General features: G+C 59.6%; 19 protein-coding genes. 10 read left to right on the forward strand and 9 right to left on the reverse strand.

What is annotated here, in order from left to right; all coding sequences use genetic code 11:
- Positions 1-91: 91 nt before the first annotated feature.
- Entirely contained in the window at positions 92-1,789 is a 1,698-nt protein-coding gene (locus G5S37_RS10010; RefSeq protein ID WP_206026379.1) for a DUF1080 domain-containing protein, read from the reverse strand.
- A 415-nt stretch (positions 1,790-2,204) separates the two neighbouring features.
- On the opposite strand from G5S37_RS10010, the gene menA reads away from it, so the two are divergent.
- The 4 genes from menA (at position 2,205) to G5S37_RS10030 (ending at position 6,589) form a co-directional block, all read left to right on the forward strand.
- The gene (menA, locus tag G5S37_RS10015; RefSeq protein ID WP_165203300.1) at positions 2,205-3,137 is read left to right on the forward strand and encodes a 1,4-dihydroxy-2-naphthoate octaprenyltransferase; all 933 of its coding nucleotides are present in this window, start codon (positions 2,205-2,207) and stop codon (positions 3,135-3,137) included.
- A gap of 265 nt (positions 3,138-3,402) precedes the next feature.
- On the forward strand, positions 3,403-3,576 hold the full coding sequence (locus G5S37_RS10020) for a hypothetical protein (protein WP_165203302.1): 174 nt from the start codon (positions 3,403-3,405) through the stop codon (positions 3,574-3,576).
- Positions 3,577-3,601: 25 nt separating this feature from the next.
- Positions 3,602-4,567, forward strand: a complete 966-nt coding sequence (locus G5S37_RS10025; protein WP_165203304.1) for an enolase C-terminal domain-like protein — start codon at positions 3,602-3,604, stop codon at positions 4,565-4,567.
- A gap of 702 nt (positions 4,568-5,269) precedes the next feature.
- Positions 5,270-6,589 (forward strand): ATP-dependent Clp protease proteolytic subunit, encoded by a 1,320-nt coding sequence (locus G5S37_RS10030; protein WP_165203306.1) that lies wholly within the window; start codon positions 5,270-5,272, stop codon positions 6,587-6,589.
- A gap of 475 nt (positions 6,590-7,064) precedes the next feature.
- On the opposite strand, the gene G5S37_RS10035 is transcribed toward G5S37_RS10030, so the two are convergent.
- The gene (locus G5S37_RS10035; RefSeq protein WP_165203308.1) at positions 7,065-8,408 is read right to left on the reverse strand and encodes an IS110 family transposase; all 1,344 of its coding nucleotides are present in this window, start codon (positions 8,406-8,408) and stop codon (positions 7,065-7,067) included.
- Positions 8,409-9,532: 1,124 nt separating this feature from the next.
- Here G5S37_RS10035 and G5S37_RS10040 point away from each other — a divergent pair.
- On the forward strand, positions 9,533-10,066 hold the full coding sequence (locus tag G5S37_RS10040; protein ID WP_165203310.1) for an outer membrane beta-barrel protein: 534 nt from the start codon (positions 9,533-9,535) through the stop codon (positions 10,064-10,066).
- 372 nt (positions 10,067-10,438) lie between these two features.
- Positions 10,439-11,575, forward strand: coding sequence for a hypothetical protein (locus G5S37_RS10045; protein WP_165203312.1), 1,137 nt, complete (start codon positions 10,439-10,441; stop codon positions 11,573-11,575).
- Between the two features lie 321 nt (positions 11,576-11,896).
- On the opposite strand, the gene G5S37_RS10050 is transcribed toward G5S37_RS10045, so the two are convergent.
- The 3 genes from G5S37_RS10050 to G5S37_RS10060 all read right to left on the reverse strand — a co-directional run bounded on the left by G5S37_RS10050 (position 11,897) and on the right by G5S37_RS10060 (position 16,681).
- Entirely contained in the window at positions 11,897-12,493 is a 597-nt protein-coding gene (locus G5S37_RS10050; RefSeq protein WP_165203314.1) for a hypothetical protein, read from the reverse strand.
- Between the two features lie 469 nt (positions 12,494-12,962).
- Positions 12,963-14,774 carry a hypothetical protein gene (locus tag G5S37_RS10055; RefSeq protein ID WP_165203316.1) on the reverse strand — a complete coding sequence of 604 codons (1,812 nt, stop codon included), beginning with the start codon at positions 14,772-14,774 and terminating at the stop codon, positions 12,963-12,965.
- A 440-nt stretch (positions 14,775-15,214) separates the two neighbouring features.
- Positions 15,215-16,681: an MBOAT family protein gene (locus tag G5S37_RS10060; protein WP_165203318.1), complete on the reverse strand. Its 1,467-nt coding sequence runs from the start codon at positions 16,679-16,681 to the stop codon at positions 15,215-15,217.
- A 358-nt stretch (positions 16,682-17,039) separates the two neighbouring features.
- Here G5S37_RS10060 and G5S37_RS10065 point away from each other — a divergent pair, with 358 nt between their 5' ends.
- The 3 genes from G5S37_RS10065 to G5S37_RS10075 all read left to right on the forward strand — a co-directional run bounded on the left by G5S37_RS10065 (position 17,040) and on the right by G5S37_RS10075 (position 18,305).
- Entirely contained in the window at positions 17,040-17,318 is a 279-nt protein-coding gene (locus tag G5S37_RS10065; protein WP_165203320.1) for a hypothetical protein, read from the forward strand.
- Positions 17,319-17,334: 16 nt separating this feature from the next.
- The gene (locus tag G5S37_RS10070; RefSeq protein WP_165203322.1) at positions 17,335-17,562 is read left to right on the forward strand and encodes a hypothetical protein; all 228 of its coding nucleotides are present in this window, start codon (positions 17,335-17,337) and stop codon (positions 17,560-17,562) included.
- A 416-nt stretch (positions 17,563-17,978) separates the two neighbouring features.
- Entirely contained in the window at positions 17,979-18,305 is a 327-nt protein-coding gene (locus G5S37_RS10075) for a hypothetical protein (RefSeq protein ID WP_165203324.1), read from the forward strand.
- A 147-nt stretch (positions 18,306-18,452) separates the two neighbouring features.
- On the opposite strand, the gene G5S37_RS10080 is transcribed toward G5S37_RS10075, so the two are convergent.
- Together G5S37_RS10080 and G5S37_RS10085 are read right to left on the reverse strand one after the other, a co-directional pair.
- Positions 18,453-18,986: a hypothetical protein gene (locus G5S37_RS10080; protein WP_165203326.1), complete on the reverse strand. Its 534-nt coding sequence runs from the start codon at positions 18,984-18,986 to the stop codon at positions 18,453-18,455.
- Between the two features lie 115 nt (positions 18,987-19,101).
- Positions 19,102-19,530, reverse strand: coding sequence for a hypothetical protein (locus G5S37_RS10085; protein ID WP_165203328.1), 429 nt, complete (start codon positions 19,528-19,530; stop codon positions 19,102-19,104).
- 329 nt (positions 19,531-19,859) lie between these two features.
- Here G5S37_RS10085 and G5S37_RS10090 point away from each other — a divergent pair, with 329 nt between their 5' ends.
- Positions 19,860-21,884 (forward strand): cation:proton antiporter, encoded by a 2,025-nt coding sequence (locus tag G5S37_RS10090; protein ID WP_165203329.1) that lies wholly within the window; start codon positions 19,860-19,862, stop codon positions 21,882-21,884.
- A 312-nt stretch (positions 21,885-22,196) separates the two neighbouring features.
- On the opposite strand, the gene G5S37_RS10095 is transcribed toward G5S37_RS10090, so the two are convergent.
- Together G5S37_RS10095 and G5S37_RS10100 are read right to left on the reverse strand one after the other, a co-directional pair.
- A complete protein-coding gene (locus G5S37_RS10095; RefSeq protein ID WP_165203331.1) occupies positions 22,197-22,553 on the reverse strand; it encodes a hypothetical protein in 357 nt (118 codons plus the stop codon).
- A gap of 380 nt (positions 22,554-22,933) precedes the next feature.
- Complete coding sequence (locus G5S37_RS10100) at positions 22,934-23,263, reverse strand: hypothetical protein (protein ID WP_165203333.1); 330 nt, start codon at positions 23,261-23,263, stop codon at positions 22,934-22,936.
- Positions 23,264-23,425: the final 162 nt, after the last annotated feature.

The raw sequence follows: 23,425 nt of genomic DNA on the forward strand, positions 1-23,425 counted from the left end.
AGAGGAAACTTCGGAGACTGAGGAATACGGATGATTCAGGGAACGCAGGATTTGCATCCGTCCATGCTGAAAACTTGAAACTGAAAACTGCCTACTTCTTTTTTGGGTTCAGCATCTGCTGCACGCGTGCGTTTTCTTTCTCCAGCGCGGCAAGAGGAATGGGCATGGGGGTGAAGTCGGGGGAGGCGGTGACGATTTCGTCAGTGGGAATGGTGCGCCAGCGGAGGTTGCGGAACCAGACGTCCTGGCCGTGGTCTTGGAGTTTGAGGTTGGCGCCGCGCTTGCTGAGGTCGGCACCGCGGATGCGGAGGAGTTCGACTTCCTTGGCCCACTTCGGGTCGGTGTAATCAAAGTCGAGCACCTTCTCTTCGTTCAGCCAGTGTTGGATGACGTTGCCTTTGCAAAGGATGCGGGCGGTGTTCCACTCGCCGAGGGGTTTGGTGGCATCCTTGCTGGGGGCCATGCAGAAGAAAAGGGAGGCTGCGGCCTGGCGTGGGTTTTCGCCGTAGGGGCTGTTCACATTGTCGAGCACCTGGTACTCGTACTGCGCGGGGCGGTAATAGACGCCGCTGTTGCAACCCTTGGAGACCTTCCACTCGAAGCGCAGTTCGAAGTCATCTGGCACGAGTGCTTTCTTGTAGGTGAGGTCGCCGCCCTTGGCTTTACGATAGAAGGCGCCTTCTTCATCGATGACCCAGTTGCCCTTGTGTTCCCAACCGTCGGCAGAGGTGCCATCGAAGATGGGGGTGAAACCGAGACGCTGCTCTTCTTCGCTCAGGGTGCTGGATGGTTTGGCACCGGTGTCTTCCTGTTTCGCCTCCGCGTTCGCTTTTGCTTTCGTGTCGTCGGTAGTGGCAGGCGGGCGTTTGGAAATGCGCGAGACAACCACCTCCTTCGTGCGCTTGATGATGCCGTAGAAGATGCCGGGCTCTTTCGGGTCCCAGTTGAAGGCCTGTCCCTCGGCGCTGATGGGGATGGTATCCACCCACTCGAGCACGGAGCCTGCGGTGGGGAATTTCAGCACGTAGAGCTCACGCCAGGTGTGGCCGGTGACATAGAGGAGGTCCTCCGGTCCATGTGCGCCGCCGGAGCAACTGCTGCCACCGAAGTGCGCGGTGAGCGCAGTGGGGAAGACCCAGCCGCCGGTGCGTCGCCACTCGGAGTCGAACTTCACCAGCTCTGTCCACGAAGGGTCGCGCCCGGTGCGCGGCTTGTCCTTGGAGTAGTGCGCGAAGCAGGCGAGCCACGTGCCATCCTTCTGCGGCTCGATCCAGGTGAGTGAGCCCATGTCGATGCCGAGGCTGTGGGAGTCCACATGCTGCATGGTGGAGGTGTCCCACACTTCGATGGAACTGGTCATGGGGATGCCGGGGAAATTCGAATGCGCGCCGTAGAGTTTGCCGTTGTGGACGATGCCGGCATTGAGATGGATGAGCGGACCGCCCTTCGGCTGCTTCCACTCGGCGACTTTTTCGAAGGTGTCCTTGCGATACTTGCCGATGGCGGAGTTCGAGATGACGTAGGCGTGCGTGTCATCCACGGCCACGCCTTGATTGGCCTCGGCGGCGGGGAAGCGGCGGAGTTCCTCATGCTGCCACGTGGTGCTGTGCGGTACGGCGGGCGGATTGGGCGGGTCCTCGGGGCCTTTGGTCTTTTGCTCGGGCTTGGGTGTGGCTTCTGCTTCCGCAGCAAAGATGAAGCTGGTTGTGCTCGGAAGCAGGCACGCTGTGCCGAGGGACACGGCGAGCAGGTGCGAGAGCGAAAGGGGAGAGCGGAGGCGAGAAAGCATCGGGAGAGTGCAGGGAACGGGCGGAGGGGCAGGATCTTTGCGGGGTTGTGGTGATGGGGACGATTCGGGTTAACCGCAGAGGGGGCGGGATAGCGTAAATTTCCGAAAGATGTCGCACTGTGGCGCGAAGCGTCCTTGGACTGCGGCAGCCTGCTGCCGCTTTCAAGAGTCCACAGCCTGCTGTGGCGATGGCAACATTCGCTCATAAGGTAACACTTCCTTTTGAAATAGGCGACTTCGTCGCGGTGGAGCGTGCAGCAGGCTGCACTGAGGGAAAGCGGCAGCAGGCTGCGCGCAGTCCAAGGACGCTTCGCGTCACGGCATCTGGATCGTTCGTGAAGCTTACACCGCTTCTCGTCCTTGCCCGACCCGCTTCTCCGGCGCATGGTCAGGCGCTTCCATTTCTCCCACACACATGCCCTCAAAAATCACTCCCTGGATCCTTGCTGCACGACCGAAGACGCTTGGTGCGGCCATTGCGCCGGTGCTGGTGGGAACGGTGGTGGGGGCGACGCTGGGCGGGAAGTTTTGTGTGTGGCTCATGCTGGCGACGCTGGGCTCGTGCATCTGCCTGCAGATCGCGACGAATCTTTTCAATGACGCGGTGGATGCCATGAAGGGCAGTGATACGAAGGAGCGGCTGGGGCCGGTTCGCATCACGGCCTCTGGGATGATGTCCGCACGCACGGTCATGCTCGTGGCAGCGGGCGTGCTGGTGCTGGCCACGCTGCTGGCGGTGCCGCTCATCATCTATCGCGGATGGCCCATCATCGCGATTGGCATTCCGTCGTTGTGGTTCTGCTATGGATATACCGGTGGGCCGGTGCCGCTGGCGTATCGGGGATTGGGTGAGCTGTTCGTGGTGCTCTTCTTTGGTCTGGTGGCCGTGACGGGCTCGGCGTTTGTGCAGAGTGGCCAGTGGCATGTCGAGGCGCTGGTGGCGGGGCTGCAGGTGGGCATGCTTTCCACGGTGCTGATTGCGATTAATAACTTCCGCGATGTGGATGAAGATACGAAGACGGGGAAGAGGACGCTGGCGGTGAGGTTTGGGAAGACGTTTGCGAGGAGGGAGATTGACGCTCTGTTCACAGGAGTGCTGCTACTGGGGCTGTCCTGGCTCTTCGCCATCTGGCCGGGAGGAATGCGTTATCCTCAGGCGTGCGTGCTGCCAGGGTTTTGCCTCTTTCTCATGCAGGCCATCCGAAGGGATATTCAAGCTGAGCCATCAGAAGCTTTGAATCGCACCCTTGCCAAAGCTGGGGCTGTGTTGGTTCTGTTCTCCATCCTCTTCAGCATTGGATTTTGGTTCGGATATCCGGTTTCAGCAGTGCGAATGGTTGCTCCATGAACGCTCGATGCAAGGCTGGATTTCGGCGTGTGTTGAACCCTTTCAGGGTTCGGCTTTCTCGTCGTATACCCAGGGTGGCGTCCGCTTCCCGGACTTACCCTGGGCTGGACATGTGCATCGCCTTCGGCGTAGAGGAGGCAGCGGCGAAGCAGGATTGCAACCATGCTTCCCTTGCCAGCGGATGGCGTTTTCTGGTGAGGGTGCCTGATGTTGGGAACCGAATTGCAGGGCGCCACAATCTAATGCCACCTTCCCTCCATCCATCATGTCTGTAGCATCGACCGCCTTTGCAATCACCGCGTCCCTCGTGGTGAGTGCGCTAGGCCTGCGGTATTATCTCAAGGACGAAGGCATCCCTTCATTGGCGGTCACTGTTTTGTCGACCGCCATCGCGATTTGCAGCTACCTGTTGTATCTTGCTTTCAAGCCGAGCAAGTAAGCAAAGCACACCGCCGCCTCAGCCCTTGAGCATCCACTACCACCCCTACACCCTCTACTCCCGCGGCTCGCTGAATGCGGTGTCGCGCAGGCGGGATTTCCATGGGGCGCTCATCAAGGTGGATGACGTGGGCATTGGTTGCCTGCATCCGTGGCCGGAGTTTGGCGACCCGCCGATTGAGGAGCAACTTGAGTTGCTGCGAGAGGGCGGCACCACGAAGGTCATTGAGCGGGCGCTGCACATGGCGGCGGTGGATGGCGAGGCGCGCAGGCGTGGCGAGAGTCTTTTTGCGAATCTGGAAGTCCCGCCGTGCCACTATTCGTGGGATCAGAATCAGCCGAGCCCGCCGCAGATTAAGCGCGTGATTGAAGAGGGCTGGCAGGCCATCAAGACCAAGGGGTGGGCGAATGTGGGTGAGGTGTTGCGATGGATGGACAGCTTTGCTTCGAAGGACACGACGGGTAGCATTCGTCTGCGCGTGGATTTCAACTCCTGCCTGGAGCCGTACCAGTTCCGCAACTTCATGGAGTGGATGTCACCCCGCGTGCGTGAGCGGCTGGACTATGTGGAGGACCCTTTCCCGTATGATGCGGCGCAGTGGGCGGAGACGCAGGCCACGTGTGGCGTGCGACTTGCGCTGGATAAACAACTGCGCGGCGCGGTGGAAGGATTCGACATTGCCGTGCTGAAACCGGGACGTCGTGAATGGCGCGATCTCGTGAGTGACCTGCCGGAGTATACGCGCGTGGTCATGACCTCTGCGATGGATCATGCGATAGGCCAGAGCTTCGCCGCATATGAAGCCGCGATGGCGTGGGGTACCTTGGGAGACAGGCTAGATCTTTGCGGCCTGTGCACAGAGCATCTCTTCGCGCAGGATGATTTCTTTGGCAGGATGCGGTCCAAGGGTGGCAGGCTGGAGGTGGACCGTGAGGGGACGGGATTGGGATTTGATGCGGTGCTGAAGAAGTTGAGGTGGGAGAGGGTGTGAGGTGGGGAAATGTTTTGGGTGGTGGCGCGCGATATATAAGTGAGCCGCAGGCCCCGGACTGCGTGCAGCCTGCTGTGCGTGATGACGCGACGCAGTCGCCAAACTCTTAGGGACGTGTCATCTCATAACCGAGTGTTACCATCGCCACAGCAGGCTGTGGACTCTTCAAAGCGGCAGCAGGCTGCCGCAGTCCAGGGACGCTACGCGTCACTGTCTCACGCCACAGATTCGTTTCTGGATACCTCGGCTGATCTGCTGCTTTCGCTGCTTTGCGTTTACTCAGCTATCAATGTGAGGCCCGTCCTTTAAAGCGGTGCAATCACTGAGCGTATTGCCTTTTGCAGTGCCCACGAATGTGTCACGCGGCGTTAGATATTTGGAGCTTCTCGCGTATATATCCGCGCGCTGCTGGTGATGCATAAGAGACTCCCGCTCTTGTGCCTTTCTTGCAGTGTGCACGATGATGCCGAGAGTGACGGAGATTCCTCAAAAAAATCTTTACTAAGTCTGGCATGATCGCTGCAATACGTGCCAGCGAAATGCGAGACTCCCTGGACCAACTGGGGCGGGCATCTAGCCTGGCTCCTCCCAAGCCAAAGTCTTCCCCGGCAGACCTCCCACTGCCGACAGCCCACTTACTCTCCCTGCAGGTCAATCATGCCCTGTGCTCAGTAACCACACATCGAACATCCAGATAACCACATGCGTTCCAACAAGTTCATCACGCTCGTGATGCCCCTGGCGGTACTCACCACCAGCATGCCCTTCACGGCAGTTCGTGCTGCCGGCCTCCCACCCACCGAAGCGATAGAGCCCGTTCCCCAGGCTGCCCCCGAACCCACTCCCGCGCCGGACCCGCTCCAGTGCATGCGTGACGAGGTGCAGCGCTTGAGCCTTGAGAAAGAACGACTCACGGCGCAGGTCACCCTGGCCCAGGCGACTCTGGACAAGGAGCTCTCGGAGCGCCGGCTGGCCACGGCCCGCATGCAGGCGGAGCTGGATGAACTCAAGGCGAGCAAGGAGCTGAAGGACTACCAGGACAAGGCCAAGCAGGATGTGGAACTCGCCGCGCTGAAGAAGCAGTACGAAAAGGCCACGCTGGAGAGCAACATCGCCAAGGCTGAGGCGGAGACCCAGTTCGCCGCCATCCGCTCGGTGGAGAATGAGGCCAAGCTGCAAATCGCCAAGCTCGCCTCTGAGATCGACCTGGACAAGCAGCAGGCCGAGTCGCGCAACTACGCGCTGAAGGCACCGGTTTACTTGAAGGACCCCATGCAGGGAGGGAAGCTGGTGCTCTCTGACCGCCGCATCCCGCTGAATGGCCCCATCACCATGACCTCGGCGGACCAGATCGTGGCACGCATCAATTACTTCAACAACCGCGACCGCGAGTTGCCCATGTTCATCGTGATCGATGACTCGCCTGGTGGATCTGTGATGGCAGGGTACAAGATTCTGAAGGCCATGAAGGGCAGCGAGGCTCCCGTGTATGTGGTGGTGAAGTCCTTCGCTGCGAGCATGGCGGCGTGCATCACGACTCTTGCTGAGAAGTCCTATGCATACCCGAATGCAGTCATCCTGCACCACCAGATCTCCGGCCTGGGCGGTGGGAATCTCACGCAGCAGCAGGAGTGGGTGAAGGAGATGAACGAATGGTGGCGCCGTCTGGCCGAGCCTGTGGCGCAGAAGATGGGCGTGAGCCGCGAAGAGTTCATCAAGCAGATGTATGCCCATGCCTCCACGGGTGACTGGAGCGAGTTCGGCGACGAAGCGCAGAAGCTCAAGTGGGTGGACACGATCGTTGAGGAAATCGAGGAGACCGGCACGCTCATGCATCCGGATGTGGGACAGGGCGCCAAGGGCGAGCTGCGCACCATGGCGAGTGCCGTGGGCAAAGCAGACACGGGCGTGGCTGGTGAGACCCGCGATGAGAAGGGCCGCCTCTACATGTCCCTGCCGCGCCTGAATCCGATGGACTGCTACTGGATGTACAATCCTGATGGCTTCTACCGCTCCGAATAGTTGAAGTAAAATGTAGGCGCATCGAGCCGACTCGGAGCGATGGCTTGCATGTTAAGTGTGAAGTAGAATAAGGAATAAAACCGGCACGGGCGTGGAATCCCGTGCCGGTTGTTTTTTTGGGGTGGGGTGAATTGATGCACCGGCCACTTCGAGGTTCACCCGAGTTAGGGGTGAGCTTGTTTCGCGCATGTGCGTTGAACTTTGGGATGGAGTGCCTCGGGGGGTCTCGAACAATGGCTTTGGTTCGCTTTCATCTGGCACGTGGAAGGATCGCTTTCCGTCGTGGAGTGCGGTATCGCGTTCCGCCCTCTGCGCATGTGCGTCAGGTTAACATATAAATGAAGAAATCAGAAACGTCTCGTGATCTGAACAACCGTCGTGGCGAGACTCGACTCTGCGATGGGCCACCTTGCGCGAAGCGCCTTGGAGATAGTCTGAGACGGTCTGCAAGCGTGGAATGATGATTTTGTTCACCTCAAGTTGGAGCAAGCTGTGATGTGTCATCTGACTGGTGGCGCTTTTGAGAGGCAGTGAAGATGGATTGGTCGTAGGGTTTGCGATCCTTCCAGATGCGCCAGAGGATGCGCAGCCAGCGCCAGGCCAGGGCTCGGACGGCCGTGTGGTGGTTTTTACCCTTGGCGCATTGACGCTCATAAAACTGGAGCGCCCAGTCGCAAAACTTGATGGAACACGCTGCGAACTCGTGGAAGGTCTGGCGCAGGTATTTGGGACAGGCGTGACGTCGCAGGATGAGGCTGGTCTTGCCGCTGGATTTGCGTACCGGAGACAGGCCGCTGAAGTTCTGCAGGGCTTGGGCGTCGGCCCAGCGCTCCCGCTGCGAGCCCATGGCGCACAGCAGTCGGGGTTCCAGCGCCGCCCCCGCACCGGGAAGGCTTTTGAAGATGAAGGCATCGGGATGCGCTTCGTAGAGTTCGTGGATGCGCTTGTCGTAGTCTTCGATGGCCGGCAGCAAGGTGCGCAACTGGCGCACCAGTCGGGCTACCTCCAACTCAGCAGGCAGCAGCACGGCATGGTCGTGAACCAGCGCAGTAGCTTTGGCAATGAGGTCCAGTCGCTGCTGCACCCATGCTTCACGCCGCACGTGGTGCTTGTAGAAGAGTGAGCGCAACCGATGGGGTTTGGCCGCCTGCAGCTTCTGGAGAGTAGGCCAGCGTTGCAGCAGTTCCAAGAGCATGGGATTGGCCATTTCACGGCACAACTCGAGGGCCACCGGATAGCACAACTTCAACTGGCTGGTGAGTTGGTTGGTCAGGGCCGTGCGCTCATCCACCGCATGGCGGCGGTTGCGGCACAGGGCGTCCAGCAGGCGGGTCTGCTCATCATCAGGCTGCCACAGACGCAGTTGGTCGCGATGGCGGTAGAGCATGTCCTCGATGGCATCGGCATCGGTGTTGTCGGCCTTGGCTCCACTGGAGCGAAAAGCCTTGCGGTAGTTGGCTGAAGCCAGGGTGGGAATGGCGTAAATATCGATGAAGTCAGTGTGCTCCATGAGGGCATAAATGAGCACGCTGCGGCTCTGCTCCACGGCCACGGCAATGCGGTGGCCTCCAAAGTGGGTGCGCAGTTGCTGCAACCAGGCTGATACTTCGGCGGTGGCAAAGCTGCCGCGGTGCAACCGGGTGGGCTGGGCCACATCGCGCCGGGTGTAAAACTGCTTTTGATCCCCCCAGTCAATGCCGATGAAGGCCTCATAGACAGGGGCAGGAACCGGTGGGGGTGGCGGGCAGGAGTCCGCCGCAGGAGAAGCAAGACAGGAGTCAGGGGCCGGTGACAGCCCGCTGGGTGGGGAAGCTTTCATAAGCCAATGGAAGGTTGCGCTCCGGAGAGCTTGGGCCGACATTGGGCATGCAGCTGCAGGCTTGAACGAAGGACTTATAGAGATTCGTCAAAGCGAAAAAGTCTGAGCATTCGTTGGGGCCTGGAGACACATCCACAGTCGAAATTCTCCAAACAAGCATCATGTGCTCAGTGCGCAGATTCGTGCCGTGGATGTGCATGCACCGGGCGGTGGCGGCCACCACCGCCCGGCCTCCGAAGTCTAACTCACCACGCCCAACGGGCGCGGCGGAAAGTTATTCACAAATCGGCGGCCACCACGCAGCTCCTTGCGGCTGCCACAGGCCGCCGATTGATGAATAACTTCCGAGGCAACTATAAGTGCGCGTGCGAAGCACCGCTTTGGTGGGGAACTTTGGGGCGCGGAGCTTCCTGCAGGCAGGCTTACGCCGGGTGGTTTTGCATCACAAGAACGCATCAAATGCGGCCTCCGCTTGGGGTCATGGATAAATCCTGAGTCACCCACCTCGTGACGTTTCCTCCCAAAGCGGTGCTTCGCACACGCACTCCAAGGCGCTTCGCGCAAGGTGGTACGCTCCGGAGTCGCGCAGCGCTGGCAGGGCTGCTCTTGTCACGAGACGTTTCTAATTTAGTTCACACGTGTGTTAATGAGCCTCAAGAAAAGTGAGCTTCGGTTGTGGTGACTGATGGAAAAATGGATTCGTTGTCCGCCGCTTTTCTACCGTGGTGGGCGCGGTTTAGGGCCGGGTTCAGAGGGGCAAGGGAAGGGGTTCGAAATTTTCTCCACATAGGGCACGGGCGCTCTCCCTTTCAGGGAGTACGCCCAAGGTCCTATATGAACGATAGTTCACATGGGGATGATGGCATTGCTTGGTTATCAAGTGTCGTTGTTTCACGTGAACAACGGTTTCACTGGGAAGAATGGGGTATTTTGTGGAGAAAAAGGACCCTGATATCTCCCTCAGGTTGACCCCTGAAGGCCATTTTACCTGGGTGTAGGTGGTGAAATTTAAATTATTTTAAGTCTAGGCAACCACAGGCAAGGGCTGCTACGATTCTGAGACGCACCCGGGACCCTCCGGTCCTGGTTTGCAGAAGACAACTGCCAACCTAACTCCTCAAACCATGAAAATCATCACGACACTGTTCGCAGCACTCGTGCTCGCTGCTACCGCTCACGCGGGAGAAGTGACCTACTCCAAGAATCCCAAGGCCCCCGTCATTCCCCCGCCTCCGGCTGGTTGTGACTGCTTCGGCCCTGGCCTGAGCCTCGGCATCTTCGGTGCCGGCATCCTCCCCGACTCCGATGAAGACGACGCCCTCGGAGGCGGCGTGCTTGCAGAGTACTTCTTCAATGAGTACATCGGCGTGCAGGGCAGCTACGGCATCTTCGCCACGGACAGCGAGCATCATGAATTTGATGCCGCCCTCGTGCTGCGTTACCCCATCACCTCCATCTGCGTCGCTCCGTACGTGATGGGTGGCGGCGGCTATGCCACGAACTCCTTCGAAGAATGGAACTGGTTCGTGGGCGGCGGCCTTGAGGCCCGCTTCTCCGAAGCCAGCTGCTTCGGCGTGTTCGCGGACGGCGCTTATCACTGGGGTGAAGACGACGGTGACTTCACCCTCGTGCGCCTTGGCGTGAAGTTCAAACTGTAAGGTTTGACTGCCCAGCACAAGAATTGAAAGGAAGGGAGCGGTTCGCCGCTCCCTTCTTTTTTTGTGTGTAGTGATGGTGGGTGTGGCGATGCCGGTGGGATTCGAGACAAAGACAGGGAGACACGGAGCTTTTTGGGTTTGGAGGACTGGCATGTTAAGACCACGTCCGCTGGGGTGGCGAGAGTAGGTGGTCGAGTCTTGATGCCTTGCCAGGCGGACCAGCGTCTTCTCCCTGGCCACTATAATAAAGAGCCTCTGTGGCTCCGTGTCTCTGTGCCTCCGTGTTGAATCCCACCAGCATCAACACACCCATGCTTTCACTGAGCCGCTTGCCAAATGGAGCCGCTGGTGTTTCTTCGCCCTCAGCCTTTCATGGAAGAAGCAACAGCAAGCCCAGTTCCCCCCAAACCCAAGCCCGGCCTGAAACGCTGGTTCGGTCCGGGTGCGTGGGTGGCGCTGGGGGTATTCACCCTGGGCAGGCTCGCGCTGGAGCCGCTGCGGGATGCGCCGCACTTCGACAAGCATGGCATGGATGCCTTCAACGCGACGGAGACGTACACGCTGAAGAAAAATCCGCAGCCGGTGAAGGTCGCTTTCTTCGGTAGCAGCCAGAGCCTGTGGGCCATCATTGCGGACGATGTGGCGCGTGAGACGGGGCTGAACCCTGCAGAGGTGCGCAACCTTTCCTGCGAAGGCGGCACGCCCTTTGATCTGTGGAATCTCATCCGCCGCAATGAGGCTCATCTGCGTGAGCTGCGGCTCGCGGTGGTGGAGGTGAATCCCTTCGTGCTGCGGCAGTCCCTGGATGCTGATGAGCGTGTGCAGACGGATCTCTACCAGCATGCGGACTTCTCGGAGCGGATGCTGCTGAAGAACCGCGCGAATCGCGTGGGCCAGCTCGCGGAGTGGGCTCTGCCGGTGTGCTCCGTGCGGCACTCACTGGAGTCTGCCATTTTGAATGTGATGGACCCGCAGCCGGGGAATGCCATCTACCCATGCCCGGAGGAGCGCACCTCGCCAGCTTCGGATTGGCACGCCTGGCACCAGAAGAGCACACTGTCCAAGGAGCGTCTCACGCTTTCACCCCATACGGCGGCTAACCGCATGGTGGGGAACTGGCGCCTCTCGAAGCTGCAGGACCACTCGCTGCGCGCGAGCCTGGCGTGGTTTGCACAGCATCGGGTGCGTGTGGTGTTTCATGAGTTGCCCGTGCATCCGGAGGTGATGAAGGTCATCCGTGAGAAGCCGGAGTACCGGCAGGGGCATGACAGGTTCATTGCCTACATCGAGTCCCTCAAGCCACAGCCACTTGCGCGCATCTACACACCGGACCCGGCGGACTGTGGACTGCAGATGGAGCACATGGCAGACCGCACGCACATCAATGAAAACGGCGCGCATCTCTACTCACGCCACATGGCGGAGAAGCTGCGCCAGTTCCTGCCCGAGCTGGATGTGGTGGACGTGGGCGGCGAGGATGCGCATGTGCGGGTAGGGGTGGGGGAGTAGGTGGAAGATTGTTCGCGTTAGCGCAGCCGGACATGGGTGGAGCTCCTCCGGTAATGTTGAGCCCTCTTGGTAAAGAGCGTGTTGCCTCCTGATGAGTCAGCTACTTGGTAAACGCATCGCATGGCTCAAGGAGTGGGGGCATTCCTGCCCCCATTTTTGAGTTCGCAGCCGGTTAGCGTTGAGATGTCAGATTCGGGAGCCCTTGCACCGCAAGGGCCTTCGCGATGACGACGCGCTGCTGGGGTTGCCATGGGGGCAGGAATGCCCCCACTCCTTGGACTGCCGAAACACGACTAGCTAATTATCCGACACCCTTCGCGGTTAGTCTGCTTTGCGCGCCACATCCAGCACGTCGAAGTCTTCATGCTGAGTGAAGAGGTTCTCTCCCTTTCCAAGCTCTTTCAACGGCACTTCGCTTCCCTCCGGAGTGGCTAGTTTCTGGAGGGCCACGGAGCTGTCATTCATGCCGATGATGATGCCCTTCGTCCAGGTGCGGCCGGGTACGGGCTTCAGTTTGGCATCGGCGTTCCACTTGGGATTCCACCGTGCGACGGCCGCGTTTTCGTAGACGAGCGGAGTGCTGCCAGAATTAGAGTCGGAGAGGCCTATGGTCAATATCCAGTGGTTTTCCCCGGGAGTAAGGGCATCCTTGAAATCCGGAGCGACGCCGATGTTTCCATCCGGCACGAAGGGGCTGTGGGGACAGCCGAAGATGGCTTCGTTATTCGATATCCCTTGTTGGAATAGGACTCTCAATGCTTCATTCGCCGTCTTGGGCTTTGAGAGGTCTTCTCCCATCCTATGGTCGTCCACGTAGGTGCCGCGTCCATCCGCAGAGTAGATCCGCATGGCCACGATGATCTGCCGGCAGTTGGAGATACCCTGGGCAACCTCCCGCCGCTCGGCGGCCTGTCTCATGTACGCCTGCACAATGAAACCAAGCCACACCACAGGTATCGCAACCGCTACCACAGTGACCCAATTTTCTACCCGGGAGGGAGGCCTCTTTTCCGCGTGCACAAGGCCATCAAATCAAATCGTGCATTTTCCGGCAAGGCTATTGTGCAGGAATTGCTTAGGTGGTGACGGCTACCTCTTTAGGAAATGCTGGGGTTGGGGAATGGAGTCTTGGCCAGCGAGCCCGTACGGACATGGGTGAGTTTGCGTGCAGGGTGTTCAACACAGAGACGCAGAGACGCAGGGGAAGAGTTGATGGTCTATGGTTGATAGTTGATAGCCTGAGGCGGCCAACAGATGGGATGACGACAAAGCTGCAAAGGGGCTGGAATTGCCTTTGCGACATGGTCAATCCGGAGAGTTCAATGATTCTCTGCCACCGCTCTCTTCTCAGGCTATCAACTATCAACCATAGACCATCAACCTTACCTCACTTCACCTCCTCCGCCTTCTCCACGAAGAAGCGGGGCGCATCGAAGGCGGTGGTGTCGTCTTGCAGGTTCAGGCCGTGCAGTTCCTTGCGGCCGTCCCAGGGCACGAGGGTGAGTTTGTACTTCTTGCCCACGGTGAAGCTGGCGGTGGGTTGCATGACCTTGTCTTTAAAGGTCCACTGGACGCCGACAATCTGCTTTGCGTCGAGTGTGCCTTCCACCACATTGCCCACGTCATACACGGCGGCGTGCAGGGCATCGCGATAGGGGGTGCCCACGGGGTCCTGGTTTGCGGACTTCTCGTTGAGAGTGGCTTCCACGATGATGTTCCCGGTCGCGGGAGTGGTCGATGGCGTGGAGCTATCGAGCGCGTCGGGACCCTTGTTCGGATTGAACTTCACAAAGTCCCACTCGATGTTCGCCTGGTGGGCGGCGGTGCGGGAAAGGAGCACATCGCGCGCGGCGATGACCCAGATGACGAGCTTCTTCGCGCGCACTTCATCGTCATAGCGGCGGGCAAACTCGCGGCGCACGCCGGTGGAGCCACGGCCATTCTGCGCGATGACATCCAGCGGTTGATTGAGCAGCAGGCTCAGGTGCTGCGCGAAGCCAGCACGCGTGCGCTTCTCCGGTGCCTTCGGGTCGCCGAAGCCGATGCTCGGGTCATCGAAGATATTCACGAAGCTGTCGCCCAGCAGCACCATGGGGGCGTACTTGTCCTCCGTGACTTCACCCACCACGCGGAGGAAGTGCTCCTCCTCGCTGAAGAGCTCGTCCGGTCGCCGCACATCGAGCAGCTTCACCAGGTCGCCCATGCTCTTGCGGTACACGCCATCCGAGATGGTGATGGTGCGTGCCATGGGGCGGAAGGAGTCGGCGTAGTTTTTCTTCACATGCGCGGCCACGCGTTCGGCGGCCATGCGCATGGCTTCCGGGGTCCAATGCGTGTCCTGCAGGAGGAAGGCGTCTTCCTTCTCCTTGGTCTCCTCAAACGAGCGCTGGGCGATGGCGCGATTGTCCGAGGTGGACTCGAGGTAGAAGTAGCTCTTCGGTGTATTGCGGAACTTCACAAAGTCTTCCGTGAGGTCCAGCACGTCCACGCCCTGCTGGCGCAGCGAGTCGTAGAACTTGGCCGCGTCCGGGTGCGAGACGGATTTCACATCCAGGTCACTTGCCACCTTGGAGCTGTAGAGCATGGGCTTCAGCGGCACGGGGACGAAGAGCAGCTTGATGCCGCGCTCCTTGAGCTGCGCGGCGTATTCGGCGATGCAGTTGCCGGCGTTGGGGAGCTTGGCCAGCTCGGGGTCCTTCATCACGCTGAAGGGCTCTGGCTTCACAGGGCCGTAGCCGGTGAGGGCCTTGAGGTCGGCGTTGTAGAAGAGGTAGTCATCCCAGCCCACGAAGACCTTCTGGCTGCCCTCGGCGAACTGGGTGATCATCCACTGCTGGGTATTCTGCCGCATGGCCACGGCGTACTCGGCCTGGTCCAGTCCGCGCTCGAGCCAGCGGAGGTGGGAGACGATTTTCTTCTTCTCCGGGTTGGGCTGGTTCGGGTCGAAGGAAGGTGGATTGAAGACCTCATACCAGAAGGCGCGGCGCTTCGCGTACGGCGCGCCGTTTTCCTCATGCGAGGAGCGGTGCAGGTGATCCAGCACCACCGGCGTGAGCACCAGGGCGAAGAAGATCACGATGATGATCAGGCTGAACCCACGGCCGATGGCATACACGGTCGTCTCCTTCTCCTCGTGATAAGGATTGTCAGGCACGTGCCTGGGTTTGGTGGGGGCGTTGGCGTTGGCGTCGGCGGCCATTGGGACAGAGTATGAAAGAAATTAAAACATCAGACACCGGCGATTGCCAGAACGTCTCGTGAGATGGCTCGAGCCTTCGAGCGTGAAGGGAGTCTGTAGTGGACCACCTTGCGCGAAGCGCCTTGGAGTGCGTGTGCGAAGCACCGCTTTGGTGGTGGGTGAACACACGAGCGACATGCTTTCCTGCTGCAAACTCACTTTTCCCATATCACTTGGCAGACACGGGGGCGGGGCGAGGACGTTACCGGCGTGCAGCGCGCTGATGCCTCCGGCCAGAAGCTCCCGACCCAAAGCGGTGCTTCGCACACGCACTCCAAGGCGCTTCGCGCAAGCTGGAACGCGCGATGGTGATTTCGCAGCGCGACCCGATGCGGAGTCACGAGACGACTCGCTGAGGTTGGTCTGTGCCATGGAGGTCATCGCAATCGTTTTGGGTGAACCTAGAACTGGAAATACAGGAACGGGCTGTGGCCGATGGTGAACATCATGTTCACAGCGATGACGAAGAGGACGAGACCGATGAGCGCTTTCCACCAGACGAAGCGGTGCAGGATGGTCTGCGTATTCGGCATGAGCCACACGATGGCGGTGCAAAGGATGAGCTGGTAGACCTTCAGGTCGGTGAGCATCTGCGCCTCCAGCAGTGCGCCGGTGAGACCGGCCTGACTCATGCCGAACATGGCGGCCAGGAAGCGCCTTGCGACCTCGAAGTTCTCCGCGCGGAAGAAGACCCACGTGATGAGCAGAATGAAGAAGGTGAGGACGATCTTGAGGGGCTTGGGCAGGGAACCGTAGAAGGACTGCTTCCCCATCAGGCGCTCAAAGGAGAGCATGGCGCCGTGGATGGCGCCCCAGATGATGAAGTTCCACGAGGCGCCGTGCCACAGGCCGCCGATGACCATGGTGAGCATGAGGTTCACATAGGTGCGGGAAACACCCATGCGATTTCCCCCCAGCGGGATGTAGAGGTAGTCCCGCAGGAAGGTGGAGAGGGACATGTGCCACCGCCTCCAGAACTCGGTGATGCTCGCGCTCTTGTACGGCGAGTTGAAGTTCTCCACGAAGTAGAAGCCGAGTAGCTTCGCCAGGCCGATGGCCATGTCCGAGTATGCGGAGAAGTCGAAGTAGATCTGGAAGGCGTACGCGACGATGCCCACCCACGCCGCCAGGGTGGTGAGACTGCCATCTCCCGCGCCGAAGGCCTGGTCTGCGATCACGCCCATGGGGTCGGCGAGGAGAATCTTCTTCCCCAGGCCGAAGCCGAAACGCGTGAGGCCCAGCGCAAAGCCATCCACCGTGTGCACGCGGTGGCGCATCTGCTCCGCGATGATGCCGTACCGCACGATGGGGCCGGCGACGAGGTGCGGGAAGAGCGAGACGAAGCAGGTGAAATCCAGGAACGACTCCGCCGGCTTCGCATGGCCGCGGTAGAGGTCCACGCAGTAGCTCAGGCTCTGGAATACATAAAAGGAAATGCCCGCCGGCAGGATGATATTCCGGAAAAACTCCGGCACTGCCACGTGGCCCCAGCCCATCCAGTCAGACACTCCCTGCACGCTCTCCACGGCGAAGGCGGTGTACTTGAAGAAGGCGAGGGCGGCGAGGTTCGAGACGACGGAGAGCACCATGCCCAGCTTCTTCCGCGCGTGCACCTGGGCATCCGTGGCGCCCTTGTCGCGGAGTTTCTCCGCGTTCACGATCATCTTCCCCAGGTTGTAGTCCAGGGCCGTGGTGCCCAGCATGAGGAAGACGAACCACGGATTGTGCCAGCCGTAGAACACCATGCCCATGCACGTGAGGAAGAGGTGCCGGGAGGTGATGCTCGTCTTCGCCGCGAGCATGCCGTAGTAGCCCGCCAGCACGAGCGGCAAGAAGAAGAAAATGAAGATGTGCGAACTGAAAACCACGCGCTGTGTTTAGCCGGGGAGGGCGCGGGGGTCAAACGGCGAGGTGGGGGTGCGGGAGGGGTGACGAAGAGGTGGTGGATCCGGGGATTTAACGGTGTAAGGTTGGGGGGAGGAGGACCCGGGGGCCTTGGACTTGGAATGCGTGCAGCCGTGCCGGTCCGTCACTGTCTGGACTCCACCGCTTTCTCCGCGGGCAGATATATTTACTCAACGGTTGCTTTGTCGGAAATGGGGACGAGGGTCCTTGCAGGGGCAAGCTTCTCTCGCTGCCTTCGGTGCCTGCCGCAGTTTGCGTCCGTTTCCTGTACGTGAGGCCATCCCTTCGCGCAGCTCTTTGAGTTCCTCAGGAGGAGCGCACATGAAGACATACAGACTGGAACTGCATCTGGGAGGCCAGACGCTCGTGGAAGCAGACCGTGTGGAAGAAGACTCCCGGGAACTTTCCTTCTACCACGGGGACTCCGTTTTTGTCCGTTGGGCGCGCTCTTTGGTGAAGCACTATGAGTGTCTTCCCGTCTCCCTCGATGATATCCGCCGCGCGCTGGCAACGGAATGCCGCTCTTCCGGGGATGATGGCGAGCCTGGGCACTCAGAGTGCGCGTCCTTCGCCGCCACCAGCCGGGATGTGCCGGCATAAGCATCTCAAACCCTTCATGCCCTTTCCAGCGATGCTCCCCAAGGTACACCTCATCACCACCATCCTGTTTGAATGTGAATTCCAATACGGACAGAAGCGCATCATCGAAGCCGAATCGATGGACCACACTTCAGAACCCAAGTGGGTCGTCTTCCGCCGGGATGGGCGAATCATTGAACGTGTGGCGCGCCAGTCCCTGAAGGATCTGCCTGCGGAGTATGTGCCCCGGCGGCGTGAATCCTGAAGGTTTCGGTCGCTGAGGTTCTCTCACCCTGGTCCCGCATGGCGCATGTGCGTCAGGATGGGAAATTGTGATTGGATGAGCAGGGGAAGCGGCACTGCATATCAACTCAACGTGCCAGGTCGCAAAGCGTTCCTTCAACGTTCCAGATGATGGCGAACCGGGATCATTGTTGGATTGTCCGCAATTCTCCATCCCTTATCCTGACACACCTGCGCATCGCGGGTTCCTGCGCCCTTTCAGGATGCCGCAACAACTCATCCGTACACGTATGCGTCGCATAACTGTTGCAGGGCTATTTGCCCGAAGTGACATAAAGGATGGATAAACAAAAACATTCCCAGCCGCGTCTGCGTGTCGCCACGATTCTCACACGCTCCTGTCATCCGTCAGGTGCAATTCAAATACCCAGTGATCCTATGAAAACAATTCTGCTCGCCCTCGCATTCGCCACTTTTGGCGTTGCCGCCACCTTTGCCGACGACAAGACCGTCACCACCACCACGACTACCTACGGTAGCGGCACGATTACGGAGTACGCTCCCGGCACGACGTTTGTGGTCAAGGAAACTTCCGGTCCCGTGAGCTACAAGTACGGTGAAAAGGTCACCTACGTCACGAGGAGCGGCAAGGTCCTCACTGAGGCCGATGTGAAGACCCGCATCATCGTGGGCGCACCCGTTCGCGTATACTATGCAGGCGAAGGCCAGTCCCGCGTGGTGAACAAGGTCGAAATCGACGACTGAAGACAAGAGGGAGATGGTGGTCGGGCATGGTCCTGACCCTCTTTCCTTCCTGCTTTCCAGTGCCGTCACTCGTTGCGAGTGGCGGCTTTTTTTGTGGCTGCGTTTATCTCAAGCGGACACATTCGCATGCCATTTGCGGGACTCATTTCATTCGCTCGCGCTCTTCTGCGCATTCTTCGGGGGCGACATTTCGCCTATGAAGGAATCGCCCTGATCCAGAACCCTGCCACGTGCTTCGAGCGCATCCATGCGTTCGCGGAGGGCATCCAGTGCCTGGCGTGTCTCCTTGCGTTGTGTCCAGAGTGAGGACCAGGCCAGCAGGGCGGAAATGACGGCGATGCCGGCGGCGAGCCAGATGGAGCGGCGGTGCAGCACGAAGCTGGCGTGAGCCCGCTCCATCTGGGTGATGTGCATGCGCGAGCTCTGGTTCACATGCTCATCATGCTGCTGGTCCGTCCGATGCCGCTCCATGCGACGGAAGACAACCTCCTCCTGCCGCTCGCTCCTGTTTCTCCGGGTGGCCAGTTCATCGCGGATGACTCTTTTTGCCTCTTCAAAATCGATTCTCTCCTCAGGACCCAGGATGCTCGGCGTGAAGGCGGAGAGACGAGCCAGGTGCTCGACGTTCATCAAGTGCAACGGCATGGCCCGATACTCGTACTGGAATTCCTGCCACGTCATAAACTGCTGAAAAAGTGAAGGCCTGCCGAATCCCCACCCTGCAAGAGCCTTCCTGTCTGCAGAGTCCCGGTCCCACCACCAGACCAAGTCCAGACCACGTGGCGACTGTCACTGGTCAGTACGCCTCTCCTGCAAGGAGGGACGGGGGAACTTTCGAGCATTCATGGAGCAACCGCGCTTCTTCAGCGGTGATTTCCTTCTGCCACCGTTCCATCAGAGTCATGTCTCCAAAGGCCATGGCGCCGCGCCCCATAATCTTCGGCTCGACGACCTTCTGCCAGACAGCAAACCACTCGCGAATATATGCCTCCACTCGGGCTTGCGGGGTGCCGCTTTCGTTCGTGTTGGGTGAGGCCGGTTGCGGAGCCATGGGAGCGGGTTGGGATGCTGGAGAGGCCGGAATGGGAGTAGCCGGCTTGGTGGTGGCTGGCGGCGATTGGGGCGCTTTCAAGGCAGGGAAGGTGTGCCTGAGCCAGAGCACAGCCACCCACAGAAGTGCGATGCCGGTGGCGTAGGTGAGCAGGATTTTAAGCCGGAGGGGCATGGTATAGGATGGACCGGGAGGCGCTATTGTCCAGCCGTGGCACCCGCATTGGGGGCAAGAGTGCCCCCGATCCTTGGAGGCTGCCGCCTCATCTTCACCTTGCTGCAACATCTCCACTCTCGTGAGGACCTGTGCGATGGGTGGGTAAGCCTGACCTCCAGGCATGGGGTGAATTACATGGCGGCATAAAACAAAATACCGCTTTTTTCACCCGGAGGGTTGCGCATGGGGCACGGTCTGTGCAAAGGGTGATTTTACCGCCCCTGACGGGGCCCCTTCACCCGCTTCGCGCACCACACTTATCGACCATCACGCCTCTTTCCAGCCCTATGCATCACACGCTTTTTCAGGACCTCGCGATTGTGATGATGGTAGCGGCGGTGGTGACGGTCATCTTCCGGAGGCTGAAGCAGCCCGTGGTGCTGGGATACATCCTTGCGGGGGTGATCATCGGTCCGCACACGCCGCCGTACAAGTTCATCGAGGACCAGCACACGATTGATACGCTCTCCGAGTTGGGCGTCATTTTCCTCATGTTCGCGCTGGGGCTGGAGTTCAGCCTGAGAAAGCTCTCCAAGGTGGGGGCCACGGCGCTCATTGGCGCGACGATGGAGATCATCCTGATGGTGTGGGTGGGCTACCAGATTGGGCGGGCCTTTGGCTGGCACACGATGGACAGTGTCTTCCTGGGCGCCATCCTCGCGATTTCCTCCACCACGATCATCATCAAGGCGCTGGAGGAACTGGGCAAGACGAAGGAGCCCTTTGCGCAGCTCATCTTCGGCATCCTGATTGTGGAGGACATCCTGGCCATCCTGATGATTGCCATGCTGGGTGCCCTGGCCTCCACGGGCTCGCTGAGTGTGGCGGAGGTGGGGCTCACGGTGGGCAAGCTCGGTGCCTTCCTCGGCGTGGTGCTGGTGGCGGGGCTCATCATCATTCCGCGCCTGCTGAACTATGTGGCGAAGTTCAAGAGCAATGAGATGCTGCTCGTCACGGTCACGGGCCTGTGCCTGGGTATCTCGCTGCTGGCGGTGAAGCTCGAATACAGTGTGGCGCTGGGAGCCTTCCTCATTGGCGCCATCATCGCGGAGGCGCGGCAGATTGCGCGCATTGAGATGCTCATGCACCCGGTGCGTGACCTCTTCAGCGCGGTATTCTTTGTTTCGATTGGCCTGCTCATCGACCCGAAGGTCCTGTGGGAGTACATCGGGCCCATCTCGGTTATCAGCTTGGCGGTGATCTTCGGGAAGGTGCTGACGTGTGGCCTGGGCACCTTCGTGGCGGGGAATGACCTGCGCACCTCCATGCGCGTGGGCATGGGGCTGGCGCAGATTGGCGAGTTCTCCTTCATCATCGCGGCCTTCGGCCTGCAGAAGGGGGTGACGAGTGACTTCCTGTATCCCATCGCTGTGGCGGTGTCAGCCATCACCACGCTGGCCACACCATATCTCATCCGTGCGTCGGATACGATTGTGGGCTGGTCGGAGAAAGTGATGCCGGTCTCCGTGCGCCGCACGCTGGATGCGTACACGCACTGGGTGGGCGGGCTCAGCAAGAGTAGCAGCAGACGCAGCCCGAGTGCCTTCCTGAGGAAGTGGGGCTGGCAGATTGCGCTGAACCTGCTGCTCATCGCGGGCGTGTTCATCGGTGGATTCTATGCGCGGCGCTTCGCCCTAGAGAAGTGGCCGGATGCTCCCGGCGGGGATAATGGCATCAAGGGCATGGTGCTGCTGGGCGCGATGCTGCTGAGCCTGCCGATGATCATTGCTGTGGTGCGGAAGTGGCAGGCCTTCGCCATGCTGCTCAGTGAGATGAGCGTGACGCGCAAGGCCGCGGGCGAGAGGACGGCGCCCCTGCGCGCGCTGGTGCAGATGATCGCCTTCGTGGCGGGTTGTGTGGCCCTGGGCATCTACATCCTGCTGCTGAGCTCGACGCTGCTGCCCTCGTGGAATTTGCTCATCGTGCTGGCGCTGGTGCTGCTGGTGGCCACGGTCCTGCTGAGGCGCTCCTTCATCCGCCTGCATGCGCGTGCCCAGGTGGCGCTGGTGGAGACCTTTGAAACCCCAGCCGCTCCGCATCCGCATGAGGAGCCTTCCGAGCCGAAGGTGCACCCGCTGCTGCGTGAGGCGCAGCTTGATACCATCACCGTCTCATCCACTTCCACCGCCGCGGGGAAAGTGATCGCGGAGCTGAAGCTGCGCACGCTCACCGGCGCGAGCATTGTGGGCATTGAGCGAGCAGGAGAGAATGTGATCAATCCCGGCATCGATGAGGAAATCAAAGCGGGAGACTCGGTGCTCTTGATTGGTACCATCACGCAGATCGAGAAGGCGAAGGCGGTGATGGGGTAGGGGTGTTGGGGTGAAAAAACGTGCTTGGGATTCAACACAGAGTCACGGAGACGCAGAGGCACGGAGGTTTTTTTGGGAAACGCGGCTACGCAAGCCCGTGGGAGCACCGCCGGCAGGAAGCTCGAAGTTTCACATCATGAGCTTGCCGTCTATGCTCTAAAAAATTCTCCGTCTCTGCGTCCCCGTGTTGAATTCCATGACTGACCACCTGGAATAAAAAAAGCATCGCCGCGATGGTGTCACCGCGGCGATGCTGTTGTCAGTTCTTTATGAGACAAGTGGTGAAGAGTTCACGCACGTTCACGTGCACTCTTAATTATTATCATCATCGTCGTCGTCATCGTCCACGACCACGCGTTGGATCACGCGGCGTTCGCCCATGGGGGCGTAGTGCACGGTGGCAGGGATGCCCACGCGGATGCGGGTCTGCACCTGCTCAGGGGTCAGCACGACGCCGCTGCGGGTCACGTACGAGACGCTGTCACCATAGCTGTAGGTCACCGGGCCGTTGGGTTCCGTCAGGATGAAGGAAGAGCCAGGGGTGTAGGCATTGATGGTGCCGGTGCCCGTGCTGTAGGTGGTGGTGGTGGTCGACACGGTCCGGTCATCGGCAAAGGCGCCGGCGGCAGTGAATGCAGCGCAGACCAGTGTCAGCAGTATTGTTTTCATTGGGGTTTGGGGTGTTTGGGTTTGTTTGTTGCAATGAGTCTGCGGAGACAGAGGTTGCTGCTTTGGCAGACTCTAAGGGTTCGCCCTCGCGCCGGATAACGGATGGCTTTGAATGGCGCGAAGGGTTTTTGTTTTTCCAGAGTCTTGCGGGCGGATTGCACGATCGCGAGGACGATTCGGTTCTCCTTTGATGATGCGTGCTTCTTCCCGGGGATCGCGTGTCACCTCAGGTGTGTGCGTAGAGCTTTCCGCAAAGGGGCGGGCAGGATAACTTGTATTTCAAATGTCCCTTCCCCGTTCTAAAAAAACTTCGCCGCGATATTTGCACATCGCGGCGAGGTCTGAGTCTGAGTTTGGTTCTTCAGGGAAGAAGGAGATGATCAATCATCCACTTCGACTTTGGTGATGGTCTTGCTCTCACCGGCAGGCGTGTAGTACACGCGGGCAGGCACGCCCACCTTGATGCGGGTCTTCACCTGGTCTTCCGTGAGCACGGTGCCGCTCTTCGTCACGTAGGTGACTTTCTCACCATACTTGTAGGTCACCGGACCGGATTCTTCCTTCAAGACGAAGGCGGAGCCAGGGGTGTACTCGGTGATGGTGCCACTGCCATACGTCGTCGTGGTGGTGGTCGTGGTCTTCTTGTCATCCGCGGAGGCGGTCACGATGGAGAATGCAACGCATGCCAGGGTCAGGAGGATGGTCTTCATGGGTAGTTCCTATTGGATGGATCGTTTCGGTTTTGTTTTTTTGCACTGCCTCGCGCAATGTTGTTTTGCGTGGTGCAGATGTCCCGAAATCGTGAGGTCTTCATCAGGTGGATGGATGAATTTGCTTTGCGTTGCAGGAAATTTTCATGTCATGCGATGTGC

It is taken from the genome of Roseimicrobium sp. ORNL1 (assembly GCF_011044495.1).
In the GTDB taxonomy this organism is placed as follows: domain Bacteria; phylum Verrucomicrobiota; class Verrucomicrobiia; order Verrucomicrobiales; family Verrucomicrobiaceae; genus Roseimicrobium.

Bases quoted from the DNA above. Each gene is read 5' to 3' on its own strand.
- G5S37_RS10010 (WP_206026379.1), bottom strand. From the start codon at position 1,789: ATGCTTTCTCGCCTCCGCTCTCCCCTTTCGCTCTCGCACCTGCTCGCC.
- menA (WP_165203300.1), top strand. From the start codon at position 2,205: ATGCCCTCAAAAATCACTCCCTGGATCCTTGCTGCACGACCGAAGACG.
- G5S37_RS10020 (WP_165203302.1), top strand. From the start codon at position 3,403: ATGTCTGTAGCATCGACCGCCTTTGCAATCACCGCGTCCCTCGTGGTG.
- G5S37_RS10030 (WP_165203306.1), top strand. From the start codon at position 5,270: ATGCGTTCCAACAAGTTCATCACGCTCGTGATGCCCCTGGCGGTACTC.
- G5S37_RS10035 (WP_165203308.1), bottom strand. From the start codon at position 8,408: ATGAAAGCTTCCCCACCCAGCGGGCTGTCACCGGCCCCTGACTCCTGT.
- G5S37_RS10040 (WP_165203310.1), top strand. From the start codon at position 9,533: ATGAAAATCATCACGACACTGTTCGCAGCACTCGTGCTCGCTGCTACC.
- G5S37_RS10045 (WP_165203312.1), top strand. From the start codon at position 10,439: ATGGAAGAAGCAACAGCAAGCCCAGTTCCCCCCAAACCCAAGCCCGGC.
- G5S37_RS10050 (WP_165203314.1), bottom strand. From the start codon at position 12,493: ATGAGACAGGCCGCCGAGCGGCGGGAGGTTGCCCAGGGTATCTCCAAC.
- G5S37_RS10055 (WP_165203316.1), bottom strand. From the start codon at position 14,774: ATGGCCGCCGACGCCAACGCCAACGCCCCCACCAAACCCAGGCACGTG.
- G5S37_RS10065 (WP_165203320.1), top strand. From the start codon at position 17,040: ATGAAGACATACAGACTGGAACTGCATCTGGGAGGCCAGACGCTCGTG.
- G5S37_RS10070 (WP_165203322.1), top strand. From the start codon at position 17,335: ATGCCCTTTCCAGCGATGCTCCCCAAGGTACACCTCATCACCACCATC.
- G5S37_RS10075 (WP_165203324.1), top strand. From the start codon at position 17,979: ATGAAAACAATTCTGCTCGCCCTCGCATTCGCCACTTTTGGCGTTGCC.
- G5S37_RS10080 (WP_165203326.1), bottom strand. From the start codon at position 18,986: ATGACGTGGCAGGAATTCCAGTACGAGTATCGGGCCATGCCGTTGCAC.
- G5S37_RS10085 (WP_165203328.1), bottom strand. From the start codon at position 19,530: ATGCCCCTCCGGCTTAAAATCCTGCTCACCTACGCCACCGGCATCGCA.
- G5S37_RS10090 (WP_165203329.1), top strand. From the start codon at position 19,860: ATGCATCACACGCTTTTTCAGGACCTCGCGATTGTGATGATGGTAGCG.
- G5S37_RS10095 (WP_165203331.1), bottom strand. From the start codon at position 22,553: ATGAAAACAATACTGCTGACACTGGTCTGCGCTGCATTCACTGCCGCC.
- G5S37_RS10100 (WP_165203333.1), bottom strand. From the start codon at position 23,263: ATGAAGACCATCCTCCTGACCCTGGCATGCGTTGCATTCTCCATCGTG.